We start from the raw sequence: 16,961 nt of genomic DNA, 5'->3' as shown, positions 1-16,961 counted from the left end.
CCATCATGCCTTTAACAACCCTGACCATCACTCTTGACGATGCGCTCGCGAGCCGTGTCACAGCTGCTGTGGCGGCACAAGGCAAGTCCGCCGACACCATCGTCGCGGCCTGCATCGAGCAGCAGCTCGAGGTGGCGCTCCGGCATGCGGTGTTGGTCGAACGTATGGAAACCGTCGATGCCCAGATCGATGCTATCGCGCGTTTCGTCGAGAAGGCGAGTTCCGGCGGCGGCCTCGATCCCGTGGACCTGTTTCGGATCTGCCGCTACCCGAAAGATCAGTGACCGCCTCCATCCACCGACTCGGCAGCGGACGAGAAGCTGGCGCCTACTACACCAATGGCGCGCAGCGCGAAGCCAAGCCACGGAACCGGGACGAGTACTACGCACGGGATGGGGACGGGGTGTGGTGGTCGTCCGGCGAGTCGGTCGTCCGCCACGGCGCCTCCGTTGATCTTGCGAGTTTTCGTGATCTCTGCGCCGGCTTTGATCCACGAACTGGCGGTGCCCTCGTGCGGAAGGCCGGCGCGGACCATTGGGCCGGCGTCGATTTAACGTTTACAATAGGGAAGTCGGCTTCGATACTTTGGGCGGCAGGAACGGCCGAGCAGCGCACCATCATCGAGACGGCGCATCGTGAAGCGGTCAACGAGGCTCTCCGCTTCGTTGAGCGCGAAGGCCTGATCGAGGTGCGCTCCGGTGCAGGCGGCAAGCACCGGGCACGCCCGACCGACATCATCGCGGCCCGCTTCGACCATTATACGACACGGGCAGGCGACCCGAACTGCCACACGCACTGCGTTTTCATGAACGTTGCGGGGTCAGGGCATGGGGGCACGCGCTACCGCCACCAGCATCTCACGATCGATCCGCTCCGCCTTTTCCAGCAGGTGAAAGGGGCCGGAGCTGCATATCGCGCTGCTGCGGCGGAACGACTGGCCCGTCATGGCTTCACCTTCCGCGAAGCTGGACAAGGCCAATGGGAGATCGTCGGCATCCCTGAGCAAGCAATCGCAACCTTCTCGAAGCGCTCTCACCAGATCGATGCATTCGTGGGGCCTAGCGCCACCGCCGCGCAAAGGGAGATCGCGGCGCTAGTGACACGCAGCAGCAAGGACACCGTCCCCAGTGGGGACGAGTTGGAGGCGCGCTGGCATCGTGAGCTAGCCGCGCAGAACCTCGACCCCTGGCGTCTAGCGCTTGCACCCATGCAGGAACGCGCCCCCGCACCCGGTCGTGACCAGGAGGACGAAGGGCGCAGGATCGAACTCGACCCGCCGGAGCTGCCGGGCTCCACGCCGGTCGCCATCGCGGCCTCGGCGCTGTTCCGCCACGAGAGCGTCATCACCCGCGCGGCGCTGCTCGAACGAGCTCTCGTCGAGGCGGGCCTGCAAGGCATCGGCATCGAACCCGTTTACAATGAAGTCGCCCAGCTCGAGCAGGACGGCCACCTGCTTCGGCTCGGGGACGAGGCTCAGGATGGCCAAGCTTGGACGACGCCAACCATCGCCAACATCGAGGCTGCGATGCTGCGCGCCGCGAACCGGCCTGCTGAACGGCAATGGTTCAAGCCAGACGCAGTCGAGTTCGCACTGCGCGCTGCCGCGCACCTGGCGGAAGAACAGCAGAAGGCCGTGCGGCTGGCCGCGAGCCAGGACGGCATCAGCATCATCGAGGCAGGCGCCGGGACAGGCAAGACAACGGCGGCCAAAGCCATTCGCGACGCAGCTGACCGGTCTGGCCTGCGGGTCGTTGGATTGTCACCGAGCTGGGTCGCGGCCAACGAGCTTAGCCGGTCGATCGGGGTTGAGGCACAGGCCATTGCAAAGTGGCGCACCGATCGCGAACACGGGTCGGCGCCGGCGCTCGATGACCACACCCTGCTGCTCGTCGACGAGGCCGGCATGGTGTCCATGCGCGACATGGCGGCGATCGTCACGGCGGCGAAGGAAGCCGGAGCCAAGGTCATCCTGCTCGGCGACTCGCGGCAACTTGCCAGTGTGCCCGGTGGCAGCGCCTTGCGTGCGATCACCGAAGTGGTGCGGCAGAACGCCGTCATGGAAGCGGTGCGACGGCAGGAGGTAGACTGGCAGCGTGCGGCATCCGTTGTCATGGCCCGCGGCGATGCCGAGGCTGGGCTGCGCGCCTATACCGAGCGCGGTCATCTGGAGATGGTCGCCGGACGCGATACCGCGATGCAGCGCGCCATGGAGCAATGGTGTGCGCTCCGGAAGGTCCATGGCGATGACGTCCTCATCATGACGCGTCGAAACGCCGATGCGACCGTCCTAAACCGGTTGGCGCGTGATGTTCTGCGCAGCGAGGGCCGTCTGACCGGTGACGGTGTCAGGTTGCCCTCGATCGACCGAGAGAACAAGAAGGCCGAGCTTCGTCTCGCGATCGGCGACCGCGTCCGTTTCGGTGAGACCCTGCCCGACCTGCAGATATGGAACGGAACACGGGGGACGCTCGAGGCAATGCAGGACGGCGAGACGAACCCGATCCTGCGCTTCAGGCTGGAAGACGGCCGTACTGTCGAACAGCCCTGGGGGGCATTCGCTCGCCGCCTACCCCGCCGAGCACCACAACCGCCCCGCATGGTGCACGCTTATGCGGGAACGGCTTACTCGGCTCAGGGGCGCACGGCAGCTGCCTCAGTGCACTATGTCGGCGCGGCGCCGGATGCACGGGAGACTTACGTCGCATTGACCCGGCATCGGCTTGACGTGCGCATCGTCGTGGAACGTGATCGTCTCGATGCTGCGTGCCGCGTCCGCCAAGCCGATCCACGAATGGAACCGCTTTCAGCGGACCTCGATGAGCACCTGTTCAGGGAGGCGAGCCAGTACGGCGAGAAGGGCAACGTCGTTGACTACGTGGCCGACCGCCAGACCTTTATCGCGACCGGGTTGGTGACGAAGCCGGACACTCGCCCACGGCGAAGCACCGCCCGGCTGATGCAGGCAGCTCGCGCCCTGCGTATTGCGATGCAGGACCTCGCCCGTATCGAGCTTACCGTGTCAGCTTGGCGGCTTGTGGAGAATGGAAGGCGGCTCCTGGCGCCGCTACCAAGTGCATTACGCGACGCGGTATACCGAGCACGGAAGAACCGAGGTTCCCGACCTGAGCATGGACTGAACCGAGATCGCTCGCCTGAGCGGTGACAGGCCACCCGTGTGGTCCATCAGCATTGCACGTAAGCAGCCCGACCGGATTGCGCCCATCCAGGCCATTCGAGGTACTGTCTGCGCTCCTGAAAGCGGTCACTGACCTAACTAAAGCGCATCAGATTCGCAAAAAGTGCCAAGTTCAACGACAGATTGCATCCGAGCACGATCATCGCGGCTTTTGCCCCCGACCGCATCGCGGGTCAGACATTAGAGCAGGTACCGAGGCTCGCTAATCGTCACGAACATTGATGCCGATCCCTCCAGCGTGGGACAAGGTCGCTCTCCGAAGGGGCTGCGAGGGGGGTGGCCCGGCCCGGCCTCTCGCGCGTGAAAGCCGGCGGCAGAACTCCCAGTTCCAGCTAGCTGGGATTGAACGTGCGCTCGGCAAAGGCCTGGACCCGCGGACGCTGGGCGAACCCATTGAAATGTCCCTTCCAGCGAAGGTTCGTGCCCGAGTGCTTTACGCGCCCGACAGCCTCTCTTTAAGGGGGTGTCGATCTCGCCTTCTAGGCCGTGTGGACGGAATCGGCAAAGAACGGGGTCGATGGATTCCCAAATGATCTGATCGGTGATTCATAGCGGGTCGGTATTGCGGGATCGACCATGCTGACACGGATGACGGACGACGATTGGGCGATGGCTCTGACAGTGTTTCGCGCGGTTCGCTCACGCAGGGGCGACAAGGGGCGCGACGATCGCAAGTTCCTCGAAGCGATGCATTATTTCACGTTGAACACCATCGCATGGCGCGCTTTGCCGAGGGAGTTTGGTCCTTGGAATTCGGTGTGGAAGCGGTTCTGGCGGCTGCGTGAGGCCGGGGTGTTCGAGGCGTTCTTCGAAGCGCTCGCCGACCTGAGCGGCAGCGCCCACCTGGTGCAGATGTTTGATTCGACCGTGGTCCGCGCACACGTTTCGGCCGCGGGTGCAAAGGGGGGCAGAACGGTCAGGCGCTTGGGCGCTCGGGCGGTGGCTTCTCCACCAAGATCCACCTCAAGACCGATTTCGACGGCGCTCCACTCGCCTTCCACCTGACCGGCGGAGAGGCTGGCGACAGTCCTGTCTTCCCCGTGCTGCTCGATCTCGGGCCAGACGTGACTCCGCGAGCAGCGCTCGCCGACAAAGGCTACGATTCCAAAGCGAACCGGGCCGCCGCTCGGGCTCGCGGCATCTGCCCGGCGATCCCGACAAAATCGAACGCGAAGAACAGGCCGAAGTTCTTTCCTAAATCATGTACAAGGGTCGTGCGCGCATCGAGCAGGCCTTCGGCAAGCTGAAGCGCTTCAAACGCGTCGCGCTCCGCTGCGAGAAAACAGCCAAGAGCTTCTCAAGCATCGTCTCACTGGCGCTTGGCTTCATCTTGATCAAATCCGTCCACACGGCCTAGTCAAAGATGACAGTCTTGCTAACCATCCGCTTGAAAGTTAACGCAGGTAGCCAACGGTTGGGAGTCCGTCTTGAGTCGTTTTTCGAATGCCCCCACTTACGGGCTGATATCAACGCTGATTGCTGCCGGTGCCTTTTGCTTCGCCTGGGGTAGCTGCGCATCGTTGGCCCAGGCCGAGGACCCTGCCGCGCCCGCCCCGGCAACGAACCAAGTTCCCGCACCCGGCGCACCAAGCCACCGAAGAAAGCCGGCCCGGCCCAAACCTGTTCATCGTGTCGCTACTCCCGTAGCGGCGGCGCCTCAGGCGCTGGCGACCACGCCTTCGTCTCCAGTAATGCCGGCAGTAGCTGCCCCCCTGGATGTTATCGTGTCTCAGAAGCTGATCGAGGCGGGGGCCGGCTGTACGGGTCGCGTCGAGGCTATTGCGCATGAGTCCCTGGTAGGTACAAAAGTGTTTGTTCCGGTTTCCGGCTTCAACCGGAACGAACCCAACAAGCACATGGTCTCAGTCGTGATCGGCCAGTCGTTCGGATCGGACGCAAAAGTCTCGCACGGGCTAACTAGTATCGTAGCAGCCCCAGGGCCTGGCGGAAGTAGATGCGAAGGCTATCAATTTCAAGTCATGCCGAGCCCCTTGGCGTGCAAGGACATTCAGGACGATATCCTGAAAAGCGGCAGCGCCGTCGCGGACCTGGCCGGGTTTCCGCTGCTACGAAATGCCACAGGGCAGATAGCTTTGATGCCCGCGGCTGGAGGGAACGGCTGCGTGGTGGTCAGCTTCCATTCCGAATACTGAGTGTGAAACGTCTCCGCTCTAAGAACCGTCAACCTGCCGAGACATTACGATGCTGCCTGACGCCGCCCTGAGGTCCATGAAGGCGATGTTTGCGACGCCGTGTTACATCTCGGCCGTGAGTATGAACTACGTCACCAGCATCTACGAAACGGCGCTTCATACGCAACGGTTCGGGCTCGAATCCATCCTCCACATGCATTCGGAAAGCCTGATTACGCGATCGCGCAACAAGATGCTGATCCGCTTCCTCCAAGATGAGACGCTGACGCATCTATTCTGGATCGACTCTGATTTATCGTTTACCCCGCAGGCCGTGTGCCGGCTATTGCTGGCCGACCGCGACGTCGTGGCGGGCATCTACCCTATGAAGAGCTTCAACTGGCCGGCCGATGGGATGCCGGCCGGCACGACTAGGAAGCAATTCGAGGACCGCTATACCGAGTACCCGTTCAACCCTATCGGCCATGGCAGCACAAAGGTCAGTGCTTATGCCGATGATGACGGCTTCATCGAGGTTGCCGAAGCGCCGACCGGCTTCATGTGCATTAAACGCGATGTCATCCTTAGAATGATGCGAAAATATCCAACTCTCAATTACGTGCCCGATGGTCCTCCGAACAACCCGGAGGCGCACCTCTACTGGCTGTTGTTCGACACGATGGTCGATCCTGATACCGGACGCTACCTATCGGAGGACTACGCGTTCTGTCGTCGCTGGCGCGACATAGGCGGGAAAGTCTGGGCCGACATGCGAACCAAGCTCGTCCACCTCGGCCAATACAACTTCCGCGGCGACCTCGCGGAAAGCCTGCGTCTCCAGGAACGCTGGTGAGCCTTAGATCACCTTGACGCCGTTCGGGTTGAGGGCGGGGTCGTTCCAGAAGGTGTCCACCGCGACGCGGTTAAAGAGTTCGGGCGGCAGTATCGTGCGGCGCGGTGCGGCTTTGACCGACCTGCCCACCGTATGCAGCCCTGGCGTTCCAAGATAGTTGTCGAACTCGGACACGTCAAAATCAATGTTCTCCGTGTCGTGCTCGAAAGGCGGGAATCCTAGAAACGCGTAGATGTGGCGCAGAGCGAACGCTGGATTGATTGTTAGGGTCTCGAACCGGACAAGGAGCAGGCGCTCCGGATCGCTGCCGTAGAATGCTTGCCGCAACCCCGTCCAGGCAAAGCCAACCATGCCGTTCGAACGGTTCAGGGTCTCGAAACGGTCGTAGACAGTGCCGCTCGCCTCGAAGCCGAAGACCTTCGAGGGCGTTAGCGCGTTGCGCTGCACGAGCTGCTCCATCGAGTCGTAAATCCACGGCACGTGACGAACGCAGCACACCAGCTTCGCCTGGGGGTAGAGCGTCTTCAGCGTGGGCAGCTTGCTGCACCACAGCCGGTTGGTATCCAGCACGGTCTTGTCGGGATGAACGTCATGGTAATATCCTTCGAACAGGCCGCGCAACACCGCCGTGCGCCTGCTGTCGTCAATGAACACCGATCCCTCGTGCGCGGCGCTCATTGTGTGAAGCGCACCCACCATAAGTGAGCCGACCGGGCTGGTAATGTTCGCGTGTAGCGACGGATTCTGCCGTAGGAGGGCCGCCAGCAGCGTCGATCCCGAACGAGGCAGCCCGGAAATAAAGTGAATGCCCTTGTCCACGCGTCTTCCTTTGCAGGGCCGGTTAGGTCAGCACCTATGCCGGCTCCCGTGGTATGGGGCTGAACTGGCATTTGCAACACACCTCCCAACAAACGACTGGATCCTTTCATATGCATGCATAAATAGAGTTCCACCTGATATCTTCGCTGAGTCGGACGGTTCGCTGTCACAAGTACATGATGCCGTCGTCGGGCATCGCTGTCTCAAGGATTCGGTGTGACTGTGCGCGTCAGGAATCGAACTGTTTGTCGCGAGGCCGCGGGCGTGGATCTTTTTCACAGCCAGTTCTTAGGCGGCCGTCGAGGGTTAGGCGGCAATGTTTTCAGCAGGGCACAACGGCAGCGGATTACGGCGCTGCTGCGCATTGCCTTCCGGGTTCTCATCAAAGGCAAGAAGCGACAGGTCGGCGCGCTCGGGCGCGGTGCGGCGGTGGCGGCCGCCCTTGCCACGCTGGGGATCGGCGTCGTGGGATCGAGTGCTCCCGCCCTCGCGCAGACCGCCACGGGTGCCCATGCGAGCGCGGTCGGGCCCGGATCAATCGCCGACGGGAACAATGCAAGTGCCTTTGGCTCGACGGCTAACGCGACCGGCGACTCCGCGACCGCCGTCGGAACCGGATCATCGGCGATCGGTGGTTATTCTACAGCCACAGGCGCTGGGGCGTATGCATTTGGCGGCGGCGATCTAGCCAGCGCTACGGCGACGGGCCATGGCGCAGCGGCGAACGGTGACTACGCGACCGCCACCGGAGCCTCTTCAGTCGCAAACGGAGTTCGCGCGACGGCGACTGGCTCCCTTGCCAACGCTACCGGCGACTACGCGACGGCCGTCGGTACAAGCTCCCACGCGACCGGTGCCAACGCGACGGCAACCGGCGCGAGTTCCGTCGCCGCCGGCGACAACGCCAGCGCGTTTGGCCACGCGTCCAATGCGACCGGCAGTTCCGCTATCGCAGTCGGGGGCAATGCGAATGCGTCTGGCGCTTCGGCTACGGCGATCGGCAACTCCTCCTCTGCGACCGGCCTTGCGGCTGCTGCGGTCGGCTACAAGTCCCGCGCCACTGGCGCCTATGCCAGCGCATTCGGCTACTCGGCCAATGCGACCGGCTCAAGCGCCAGCGCGTTTGGCCGCTCAGCCCAGGCGAACGGCACAAGCGCCAGCGCGTTCGGCCGCTCAGCCAATGCGACCGGCTCAAGCGCCAGCGCGTTCGGCTCTTCGACCATGGCCAATGGCACCACCGCCAGCGCGTTCGGCTTCGCGGCCAATGCAAACGGCTCAACCGCCAGCGCGTTTGGCTCCGCGGCTAATGCGAACGGCTCAAGTGCGACCGCGTTGGGCCAAAACTCTCTTGGGAATGGCTCATACGCTACAGCCGTTGGCGCAAACTCCAATGCGACAGGCAATTCTTCGATTGCATTGGGTCGACTTGCCAGGGCTAATGGGTCCGAGGCGACCGCGACAGGTACTCGCGCCAACGCCTCGGGGTTGGGCGCCACCGCAACGGGTGCTCGCGCCAACGCCACGGGGAAGTACGCCACTGCGACCGGCAATGGTGCCCAGGCGAACGGCGCCTACGCGATCGCCACAGGCGCCTATGCTAACGCCATCGGCAGGAACGCGACGACGGTGGGTGCCTATGCGAACGCGACCGGTGCCAGTGCCACTGCATTTGGCTTCGCGGCTAAGGCGAATGGTTTAAATGCGACCGCGTTAGGTTCTGCGTCCAGCGCAGGTGGCTCTAACGCGACGGCTGTCGGAGCCAGTTCGAACGCAGTCGGCAACTATGCGACCGCGATAGGTCAAAACGCAAACGCAATTGGTAAGTCTGCAACTGCACTGGGCACGAGTGCTAAGGCCCTCGGCGCCTACGCCACCGCAACCGGCAACCTTGCAAGAGCAAACGGCGCTTACGCGATTGCTGAAGGCTTGTATTCAAATGCTAACGGCGTTGGGGCGACAGCGATTGGCCATTACGCAAAGGCACAGGGCGCGACTGCGCTAGCCCTTGGCGACTATGCCTTCGCCACTGGCGCGCGCGCGACGGCCATCGGCCACTATGCCGCTGCCACCGGCGCGAACGCCTTGGCTATAGGCGAAACTTCAAACGCCTCAGGAGCTAACGCCACTGCGACGGGCGCCCAGGCCAATGCGAACGGCGACACCGCGAGCGCCTTCGGCGCGACGGCCAATGCCACGGGCCTGAACGCCACTGCGGTGGGCCAGGGCTCGAGCGCAATCGTGGCCAACGCCTCAGCTATCGGCCAGGGCGCCTCTGCCACGGCGAACGGAGCCGTCGCGCTCGGCCAAGGCGCGGTCGCCAGTCGTGGCGCGCCAACGGCCGAGGTGTTCACAGGCATTGGCACCGGATCGTCCAACGGCGCGGTCTCGGTGGGCACTGTCGGCGGCGAACGCCAGATCACTAACGTGGCTGGCGGCACGTCGGCGACCGACGCCGTTAACCTGCGTCAGCTGCAGTACGTCGGCAGCAACGTCGCGACTGCTCTGGGTGGGGCGGCGGCCTTCAATCCAACCACCGGCACCTTCACTAGTCCCAGCTATACGGTGGGGAGCACGGCTTACGCCAACGTCGGCTCGGCCCTCAGCGCGGTCAACACGTCCTTGACGGGGTTGCAGCAGGGCACGTCTGGCGCGGTCGTCTCGAACAATACGGCGGGCGCAGCGGCACCGAGCGCGGGGGGCTCTGACGCGACCGCCGGCGGCTTTGGCGCCAGCGCTAGCGCATCGGGCGCGACGGCGCTTGGCAACGGCGCGACCGCAAGTGCCGCGAATGCATCCGCATTCGGCAAGGGCTCGTCCGCGACGGCGGCCAATGCCGTGGCGCTTGGCAGCGGCTCCGTGGCCAACCAGGCCAACACGCTGTCGGTCGGCGCCGCCGGGGCCGAGCGCCGGATCGTCAACGTCGCGGCGGGCACGCTGGCCTCGGGGTCGACGGACGCGGCTACCGGAGGCCAGCTCTACGCCACCAACCAGACTGTCGCGTCGGCGCTGGGCGGGGGATCGACCGTGGACAGCAGCGGCGCAATCACTGCACCGTCCTATACCGTCCAAGGCAGCACCTTCAACAATGTGGGCGGCGCCCTAAGCGAGCTCGACACTGCCACCTCAGCTAACGCCACGGCGATCGCCTCCCTGCAAACCGGACAAGGTGGCCCCTCGACGTCGAACAACGCCGCGGGCGCCCCTAACTCGGTCGCCTCCGGCTCGAACGCGTCCGCGACCGGCTTCGGAGCCAAAGCGACGGCCGACAACACGACCGCCTTGGGCAACGGCTCGGCGGCGACGGGCAACAATGCGACTGCACTGGGGAACGACGCGTCCGCGACGGCGGCCAATGCCGTGGCGCTTGGCCAGGGCTCGGTCGCCGACCAAGCTAATACCGTGTCGGTCGGTGCCGCGGGGGCGGAGCGCAAGATCGTCAACGTCGCGGCGGGCACGCTGGCCTCGGGGTCGACGGACGCGGCCACCGGCGGCCAGCTCTACGAGACGAACCTGAACGTGGCGGCCATCCAGAACGGCACCGAGGGACTGTTCCGCGCCAACAACACCGCCGGCGCGCCGAAGGCTTCCGCGACAGGGAGCAACGCTGTGGCGGGCGGCTTCGGAGCCGTCGCGTCGGGCACCGACAGCTCGGCGGTCGGCTTCGGAGCAATCGCCGTGCAGGCGGGCGATACGGCCTTCGGGGCCGGCGCGGTAGCGAGCGGTGATCCCGCGACAGCGGTGGGCAACAATTCGACGGCGAGCGGTGACAACTCCGTCGCGCTCGGCGCTAACGCGACAGCATCCGCCAGCGGCGCGGTGGCGGTCGGCCAGGCCTCGAGGGCAGGATACGCCAACAGCGTCGCCATAGGACAAGGCGTGGCGACGACCCGCGTCAACCAGGTGCTGCTGGGAACCGCGACCAACACCTACTCGCTGCCCGGAGTCACCTCTGCGGCAAGCCTCGCGGCGCAGAGTGGTGCCGTACAGGTCGTTACGTCCGACGCCAACGGAAACCTCGCGACCACCAACGACGTCGCGACCGCTTCAAGCGTTGCGGCGCTGGACGGCCGCGTGAACGGGCTTACCCAGAGCGTCAACCAGTTGCAAAGGGATGTGAAGCGCGGCTACGAGGGTACGGCCATCGCCATCGCGTTAGCCGGCTCCGCGCTGCCGGACAACAAGCGTTACGCCCTGTCGGCCAATATCGGGGCATTTCGAGGCGAAGCCGCCTTCGGCGGCGTGCTGCAGGTCCGTGCCACGGAGAACCTCGTGCTCAACGGCGGCGTCGGAGTCGGCTTCCAGCGAGGCGGGGTCGGTGGACGCGTCGGCATGACCTACGCGTGGTAGGGCTCAGGCTGGCGCGGCACTGTTTAGCGGCCGTCGCGCTCATCTTCTCGATCCTGGGAGGCACGGCAGGTGCTCAGGTGCCCCCTGTGCCAGCCCCGCGCCCTGCGGCGCAGATCGACCGGAACGGGGTGCTGATCCTGGTTCGATCGACCCTCCTCGCCCTCCAGCAGGCAAACGAGACCGGCAACTACACGGTCATGCGCGACCTCGGCGCGACGGCCTTTCAGCAGACCAACACTGCGGCGCGCCTGGGCGAGATCTTCGCTACCCTGCGCGCCCAGAAGCTCGATCTGTCCGGCGTCGCCGTGCTGGATCCCCAGTTGACCCTGCTGCCGCAGATCGAGAGCAGCGGCGACATGCACATGAAGGGCTTCTTCCCCTCAGTACCAGTCCAGATCAATTTCGAACTCGCCTATGCGCCCGTGGCAGGCCGATGGCGTCTATCGGGCATCTCGGTCGGGCTCGACTCCTCAACGCCCGTCGCTCCTCCCGCGCCGATCGCGCCCCCGACGGCTCTGAAGGAGCCCGTCGGCTCGAAGCGGAAGCCTTGAGGCGACACCCGGAACAGCCTACGCGAGGTAGGGCAGACCGATTGCAACCAATCGCCATATTTAAGGTCCCAAAAAGGAATGGTCGTTGAAGCTTTAGCATCCGACCGGACTTTGCGAGTTTAAAATGTGCTGAGCCAAGATGACCGAGAGTTCTTTGCGGCAGAGCGTAGTACCAGCAGTAGGCAGGTGCCAGAAGTCTGCGATCTTGCTGTCAATTCGCGCCAACAACAACAGCTATGTCACCAAAGCGATGCTGCGCGCCTAGGTTGCCAAGGTTGGTCCGCTTTATGCGTTGTCGCGTTGTAAGCGCTCGCTGAGTTGGCGCGGCATGGAGGTCGAAGAACTTGCGCCGCACAGCTATCCGATCGCATCGTCCTAAGCCGCTACAGCCTCTATCAAAATTAAGTCAAAGATTACCTGAACGGCAGCCATTCCAGGCCGGCGCGCATTTCACAGGGCGCCTTCAAGGTGCGGCGAGAACAACAGCTTCTCGCTACCGCAGTCGGGGCAGCGCCACTCCGGCGGCAAGGTCGCGAACGTGGTTCCTGGCGAGATGTTTTGCTGGGGCACGCCCGCGCTTTCGTCGTAGATGTAATAGCAGCCCCGGCAGATGTATCGTCGACGCGTGCCGATCGACCTGGGTGCTGGTTCGGGGCGGACGGCGATGTCCTCGCCAGTTTCGTTCGCCGCAACAGTATCCCCCACCGCGATGGCGCCGTTCTGGCGGGCGATCAGGTAGACGCCGAGGTTCTTGTGCCCGAAGGCGGTTCGTAACGAGGTCGGAATGTCGAGGTCCCGACGTCCCGTGTCCGGGTTGACGTTGGTGGCCCCGCATCGACCGTTCACCCGGTCGACCAGGAAGGCCGTGTCACCGATCGTAATCTCGCTGCCGACCCAGTCGACTTCCTCCCAGGCTTTCGCACCATCGATGTAGATGTTGGCGCGGAAGCGAAGCGGATCCAGCGCAACGCCCCAGCGCTCTTCCAGGCTCCGGAGCGTGGCCAGGTTGATGAGCGAGATGACGCTATCGGGCTTGTCCATGAAGTGCCCGCCGCGGGAGCGGACCAACGCCGGCGGGTCTTTGAAGCTCGGCAGGAGCGTTTGAAAAAAGCGCTCCAGCGTTTCGCGATCCGCAGGATCGTTCAGGCAGCCAGCGGCAACCTGTCGGCCGCCCCGCCGCGCCGTGAGCCACATCGTGTCCACGTCGAGATCAGTTGCGACCTGAGCCAGCCCTTCATCCAGCATCAGCATGGCGAAAAGCCCCTTCTTGGCCCATTTCGGATTGTCGCGGTCGATGGGGGCCGTGGGTCGCGCAAGCGCAAAGATACGGTCGAACGGAAGAGGCTTGCCCACTTCGGTGTCGACTCGCGCGAGGGGCTGCGCGCTTAATCCCTTGACCGGGTACCGGTAGATGCTGCTGACGCTCGCCATGATGGGCCTTGGTCCTTGTGCGATCCTCGTCCCCGAGGGTGCACGGGTGCGCCGTGGCTTTGGTAGAGCCGGTTGCTGGCGAAAGCGGGAGTCCAGATGGGTCGGCGTGCGCCGCAACCGGTGCTGGATGGAGGGCGAGGTCTGCGGCGCACCCACAAGGTAAGTGGTGACATCGGCTTTCAGGTTGTCCACCGTATCGTCGATCGCCTCCGACAGGCGGTCGATGGCCTGCTCGATCTGCTTGGGAAGCAGGGCCCCGAAGCCAAGCAGAAGGGCGCGGCGGCCCAGGAGGGACGGGTGGATCGTGATCGCGCCTCCCGAGACGATTGAGTAAACGCCGATGCGGGATCGCCGGGCGAGGGTCTCGACAATCGAAGCGTCGGGCACGCCCGCGGGAAGGTGCCACAAAAGGTGGAGGCCCCCCGTCTCACCGCTGATGCTGACGTCGCCGAAGTTGCGGCGAAGGGCACCCAGCAGACAGTCGCGGTTCTCACGATAGTGCGCTCGCACGCGGGACACGTGGGTGGTGTAGCTGCTGCCTCTCATCAAGTCCGCAAGCGTGGCCTGTTCAAGCCAGGCATTGCCATGATCGAGCAGGTCCTTGGCCGCGATCACGGCCCCCGCGAGGCGCGGTGGCACGACCATGAAACCCAGCCCAAGGCCTGCCCCAAGCGTCCGCCCGAATGAGCCGAGATAGATCGTGCAGTCCGGCGCGCTTGCCGCAAGGGCGGGCGGGTTTGATCCCTCGAAGCGCAACTCCGCATCGGCGTCGTCCTCCAGGATGTAGCAGCCGCAGCGACGCGCCCAGGCCGCAATGCTGTCGCGACGCCTCGCCGAAAGCACGACGCCCGTTGGAAACTGGTGCGATGGCGTGACGTAGAGCAGCGCCGTCGCCCGGAGCGGCAGGTCGTCCGGAACGAGGCCTTCATCGTCGACCGCGACCCCGAGGGTCTCGCTTCCCGTCGCCTCGAAAGCGTAGAGGGCCGCCTGAGAGCCGGGATCCTCCAAGGCTGCAAGGGTGCCGCGATGCAAAAACAGGCGACTCGCCAAGCTAAGACCCTCCTGTACCCCGGAGACGATCACGATACGGCTGGGGTCGGCCGCGATGCCGCGTGTTGTGGCGACATGCAGCGCAATCGCCGAGCGCAATGCGGGGAGCCCCGCCGCCTCGCTGCCTTCCGTTAAGCCTCGGGCTCCGCCGTTTGTGAGATTCTTCTGGAGGTGACGCCGCCAGATCTTCAGCGGAAACAGCGCCGGATGGGCTCGTCCGGGGTAGAAGTCGAAAGACAGACGGCCGTGGGGGGCGGCCGAACGATGGGGCAACCGCACCGGAAAGGATGGCAGCGGCATCGACCAAGAGGGCTCGCACACGCCCAGGGGATTGCTCGAACCAGGTGTCGGGTCCGCTGGATGCAGCGCCGACACGAAGATGCCCGACGCCGGACGGGACTCGACCAGCCCTTCCATCATCAAGGCTTCATAGGCGCGCACAACGGTGTTGCGGGCCACGGTCAATTGCTCCGACAGGTGGCGCGACGAGGGCAGTCGTGTTCCGGCGGGCAGTCGTGCATGCGCAATGGCGTGCCGCAACTGCTTGACGATCTGGTCCGATAAAGCCTCGCCGCTGGACCGGTCCAAGAGCACAGGAACTTGCATTGACCGCCCCAGAGGACATTGTGCGCGCGTTCAAGGGCTTGATCGTAGTCCCAAGCCACACGAGTGCAATCAGACGGCGTTGCTGGTTCTATTGTTTCTGCTGCAACTGGACCCATGCTGGCCGGGCCGCACGCACCTCAGTGCAGCGTTCGAGCACGTGTGATGTTCGATCTTCGATCGGATGCCTTTTCGGCGGGCAACGAAGCACCGCGCCTATCGCAGTGTTCGGGCCGAGATGGACCCATCGAATTCGCCCGGCTTGGCTCTCTACGACGTTGCACTGCCGTGCCAGCCTCTGGCACCCTGACGAGTTTGCCGCCTTGCTGCGGGCTCCGTTCATGGCGGCAGAAGGAGCGGACAATGGCGATGAAACGCAGAGCTTGGCTGAAGGGGCTTGTCGCCTCGGCCATGGTGTGGACGACAGCGGGCTATGCCGTCGCGGCCGACGATACGATCAAGGTGGGCGTTCTCCACTCCTTATCGGGCACGATGGCGATCAGCGAGACCATCCTGAAAGATGTCATGCTGATGCAGATCGCCGACCTCAACGCCAAGGGTGGATTGCTGGGCAAGAAGATCGAACCCGTGGTCGTCGACCCCGCTTCCAACTGGCCCTTGTTCGCCGAAAAGGCGCGCGAGCTGATCAGCAAGGACAAGGTCGCAGCCGTTTTCGGGTGCTGGACCTCCGTGTCCCGCAAATCCGTGCTGCCGGTGTTCGAGGAACTCAACGGCCTCCTGTTCTACCCGCTCGAATACGAGGGTGAGGAAGACTCCTATAACGTTTTCTACGGCAGCTCCGTGCCCGACAACAAGGCGATCCCGGCTGTCGAGTATCTGATGAGTCCGGACGGTGGCAACGTGAAACGCTTCGTGCTCGAGGGAACCGACTACGTCTACCCCCGCACAAGCAACAAGATCATTCGAGCCTTTCTCAAGTCCAAAGGCGTGGCGGACGACGACATTTTCGAGAACTACACGCCGTTTGGCTTCGCGGATTGGCAAACCGAGGTCACCAAGATCAAGGCTTTTGGGTCGGCCGGCAAGAAGACCGCCGTGGTCTCCACCGTCAACGGTGACGCCAATGTTCCGTTCTACAAGGAACTCGGCAATCAGGGCGTGAAGGCCACCGACATCCCGGTGATCGCCTTCTCGGTGGGCGAGGAGGAACTCGCCGGCGTCGATACCAAGCCGCTCGTCGGCCATCTTGCGGCATGGAGCTATTTCCAGTCTGTCGATACGCCCGAGAACAAAGCCTTCATTGCCAAATGGCGAGCCTATTCCAAGAAGCCCGACAACGTCACCAATGACCCCATGGAGTCGGCCTACATCCTTTTCCACATGTGGGCCCAAGCCGTGCAGCAAGCTGGAACGACGGACGTCGATGCCGTTCGCCAGGCCATGGTCGGGCAGAAGTTCAGGTCTCCATCGGGGGTGGAGGTGACCATGCTGCCGAACCATCACATGGCTAAGCCCGTGATGATCGGCGAGATCCAGGGCAACGGCCAGTTCAGCATCGTCTATCAAAGCGCAGCGCTTCCCCCGAAACCCTGGAGCCCTTATGTGGATGCCAACAAGGGGAAAGTGGCCGACTGGTCGTGGCCAAACGTGTGCGGTGGTTGCACGACGCCGAAGTTTTCGACCTTCTGATAATGCAACTTGACCGACACCAAGGCTGAATAGCCGTCCGTCGGCTTCGCCCCGAACGGCGGGTTCTGAGATATCCTCTCGGAAGCCGCCGTTCTCCTTTCGGCCAGTTCTCGCCATTCGGAAATCGGCATGCCTGTGTTCAGCACGGCTGATCCTCTCAGATTGAGCGCCCAATCGCTTCTGTGTGGGTAGATTGCGGGGCTGCCGGATGATGAATCGAAATTCGCCAACGATCGCAGTGCCCATCTATGCCTTGTCGGGCGCGCCATTCCCTTTGTCTCTTAGTTGACAGCTAGGCGTCGCGCTGCCAGGGTTCGCCCAACTGGATC

Annotated in this window: 14 protein-coding genes and 2 pseudogenes; 12 read left to right on the top strand and 4 right to left on the bottom strand. The window is 63.8% G+C overall.

Features of this window, described 5'->3' with window-relative positions; all coding sequences use genetic code 11:
- Positions 1 to 5 precede the first annotated feature (5 nt).
- The 7 genes from P7D22_RS08670 to P7D22_RS08650 all read left to right on the top strand — a co-directional run bounded on the left by P7D22_RS08670 (position 6) and on the right by P7D22_RS08650 (position 6,181).
- On the top strand, positions 6 to 284 hold the full coding sequence (locus tag P7D22_RS08670) for a hypothetical protein (RefSeq protein ID WP_319933824.1): 279 nt from the start codon (positions 6 to 8) through the stop codon (positions 282 to 284).
- Positions 281 to 3,163 (top strand): MobF family relaxase, encoded by a 2,883-nt coding sequence (mobF, locus tag P7D22_RS08665; protein ID WP_319933823.1) that lies wholly within the window; start codon positions 281 to 283, stop codon positions 3,161 to 3,163. The genes P7D22_RS08670 and mobF overlap by 4 nt, the downstream gene beginning before the upstream one ends.
- 609 nt (positions 3,164 to 3,772) lie before the next feature.
- Positions 3,773 to 4,201 carry a transposase gene (locus P7D22_RS08660; protein WP_319933822.1) on the top strand — a complete coding sequence of 143 codons (429 nt, stop codon included), beginning with the start codon at positions 3,773 to 3,775 and terminating at the stop codon, positions 4,199 to 4,201.
- Positions 4,153 to 4,443, top strand: coding sequence for a transposase (locus tag P7D22_RS23455; RefSeq protein ID WP_442916064.1), 291 nt, complete (start codon positions 4,153 to 4,155; stop codon positions 4,441 to 4,443). The genes P7D22_RS08660 and P7D22_RS23455 overlap by 49 nt, the downstream gene beginning before the upstream one ends.
- The gene (locus P7D22_RS23450) at positions 4,398 to 4,553 is read left to right on the top strand and encodes a transposase (protein ID WP_442916063.1); all 156 of its coding nucleotides are present in this window, start codon (positions 4,398 to 4,400) and stop codon (positions 4,551 to 4,553) included. Before P7D22_RS23455 ends, P7D22_RS23450 begins: the two co-directional genes overlap by 46 nt.
- Before the next feature lie 367 nt (positions 4,554 to 4,920).
- Positions 4,921 to 5,349 carry a hypothetical protein gene (locus P7D22_RS08655; protein WP_319933821.1) on the top strand — a complete coding sequence of 143 codons (429 nt, stop codon included), beginning with the start codon at positions 4,921 to 4,923 and terminating at the stop codon, positions 5,347 to 5,349.
- Between the two features lie 49 nt (positions 5,350 to 5,398).
- Positions 5,399 to 6,181, top strand: coding sequence for a hypothetical protein (locus P7D22_RS08650; RefSeq protein ID WP_319933820.1), 783 nt, complete (start codon positions 5,399 to 5,401; stop codon positions 6,179 to 6,181).
- A gap of 3 nt (positions 6,182 to 6,184) precedes the next feature.
- Here the strand turns inward: P7D22_RS08650 and P7D22_RS08645 are convergent, their stop codons facing one another.
- Both P7D22_RS08645 and P7D22_RS08640 read right to left on the bottom strand, forming a co-directional pair.
- Positions 6,185 to 7,000 carry a sulfotransferase family protein gene (locus P7D22_RS08645; RefSeq protein WP_319933819.1) on the bottom strand — a complete coding sequence of 272 codons (816 nt, stop codon included), beginning with the start codon at positions 6,998 to 7,000 and terminating at the stop codon, positions 6,185 to 6,187.
- A 306-nt stretch (positions 7,001 to 7,306) separates the two neighbouring features.
- Positions 7,307 to 7,513 (bottom strand): hypothetical protein, encoded by a 207-nt coding sequence (locus P7D22_RS08640; RefSeq protein ID WP_319933818.1) that lies wholly within the window; start codon positions 7,511 to 7,513, stop codon positions 7,307 to 7,309.
- Between P7D22_RS08640 and P7D22_RS23445 the strand changes: the two are divergent.
- Positions 7,430 to 7,999 (top strand): annotated as a pseudogene (locus P7D22_RS23445) (adhesin); the annotation flags it as partial. The gene P7D22_RS08640 and the pseudogene P7D22_RS23445 overlap by 84 nt on opposite strands.
- An 86-nt stretch (positions 8,000 to 8,085) precedes the next feature.
- Here the strand turns inward: P7D22_RS23445 and P7D22_RS08635 are convergent.
- Complete coding sequence (locus tag P7D22_RS08635; RefSeq protein ID WP_319933817.1) at positions 8,086 to 8,265, bottom strand: hypothetical protein; 180 nt, start codon at positions 8,263 to 8,265, stop codon at positions 8,086 to 8,088.
- Between P7D22_RS08635 and P7D22_RS23440 the strand changes: the two are divergent.
- The 3 genes and pseudogenes from P7D22_RS23440 to P7D22_RS08625 form a co-directional block, all read left to right on the top strand.
- A pseudogene (locus P7D22_RS23440) lies at positions 8,222 to 8,416 on the top strand (adhesin); the annotation flags it as partial. The gene P7D22_RS08635 and the pseudogene P7D22_RS23440 sit on opposite strands and share 44 nt — an antisense overlap.
- 69 nt (positions 8,417 to 8,485) lie before the next feature.
- Complete coding sequence (locus P7D22_RS08630; RefSeq protein WP_319933816.1) at positions 8,486 to 11,347, top strand: hypothetical protein; 2,862 nt, start codon at positions 8,486 to 8,488, stop codon at positions 11,345 to 11,347.
- Positions 11,341 to 11,898, top strand: coding sequence for a hypothetical protein (locus tag P7D22_RS08625; protein WP_442916062.1), 558 nt, complete (start codon positions 11,341 to 11,343; stop codon positions 11,896 to 11,898). The genes P7D22_RS08630 and P7D22_RS08625 overlap by 7 nt, the downstream gene beginning before the upstream one ends.
- 450 nt (positions 11,899 to 12,348) lie before the next feature.
- On the opposite strand, the gene pdxR is transcribed toward P7D22_RS08625, so the two are convergent.
- On the bottom strand, positions 12,349 to 14,985 hold the full coding sequence (gene pdxR / locus P7D22_RS08620; RefSeq protein ID WP_442916061.1) for a MocR-like pyridoxine biosynthesis transcription factor PdxR: 2,637 nt from the start codon (positions 14,983 to 14,985) through the stop codon (positions 12,349 to 12,351).
- Between the two features lie 366 nt (positions 14,986 to 15,351).
- Between pdxR and urtA the strand changes: the two genes are divergently transcribed.
- Entirely contained in the window at positions 15,352 to 16,632 is a 1,281-nt protein-coding gene (gene urtA, locus P7D22_RS08615) for an urea ABC transporter substrate-binding protein (protein ID WP_319933855.1), read from the top strand.
- The last annotated feature ends 329 nt before the right edge of the window (positions 16,633 to 16,961 follow it).

This window comes from Lichenihabitans sp. Uapishka_5, assembly GCF_033947565.1.
Taxonomy (GTDB): Bacteria; Pseudomonadota; Alphaproteobacteria; order Rhizobiales; family Beijerinckiaceae; genus Lichenihabitans.
The sequence above is the reverse complement of the archived record's forward strand: the minus strand, read 5'-3'. Positions and strand labels throughout refer to the sequence as shown.

What these genes read in the sequence shown, in the direction of transcription:
- P7D22_RS23450 (WP_442916063.1), top strand. Translation starts at nt 4,398, where the DNA reads ATGTACAAGGGTCGTGCGCGCATCGAGCAGGCCTTCGGCAAGCTGAAG.
- P7D22_RS08640 (WP_319933818.1), bottom strand. Translation starts at nt 7,513, where the DNA reads ATGGGCACCCGTGGCGGTCTGCGCGAGGGCGGGAGCACTCGATCCCAC.
- pdxR (WP_442916061.1), bottom strand. Translation starts at nt 14,985, where the DNA reads ATGCAAGTTCCTGTGCTCTTGGACCGGTCCAGCGGCGAGGCTTTATCG.
- P7D22_RS08660 (WP_319933822.1), top strand. Translation starts at nt 3,773, where the DNA reads ATGCTGACACGGATGACGGACGACGATTGGGCGATGGCTCTGACAGTG.
- urtA (WP_319933855.1), top strand. Translation starts at nt 15,352, where the DNA reads ATGAAACGCAGAGCTTGGCTGAAGGGGCTTGTCGCCTCGGCCATGGTG.
- P7D22_RS08670 (WP_319933824.1), top strand. Translation starts at nt 6, where the DNA reads ATGCCTTTAACAACCCTGACCATCACTCTTGACGATGCGCTCGCGAGC.
- P7D22_RS08650 (WP_319933820.1), top strand. Translation starts at nt 5,399, where the DNA reads ATGCTGCCTGACGCCGCCCTGAGGTCCATGAAGGCGATGTTTGCGACG.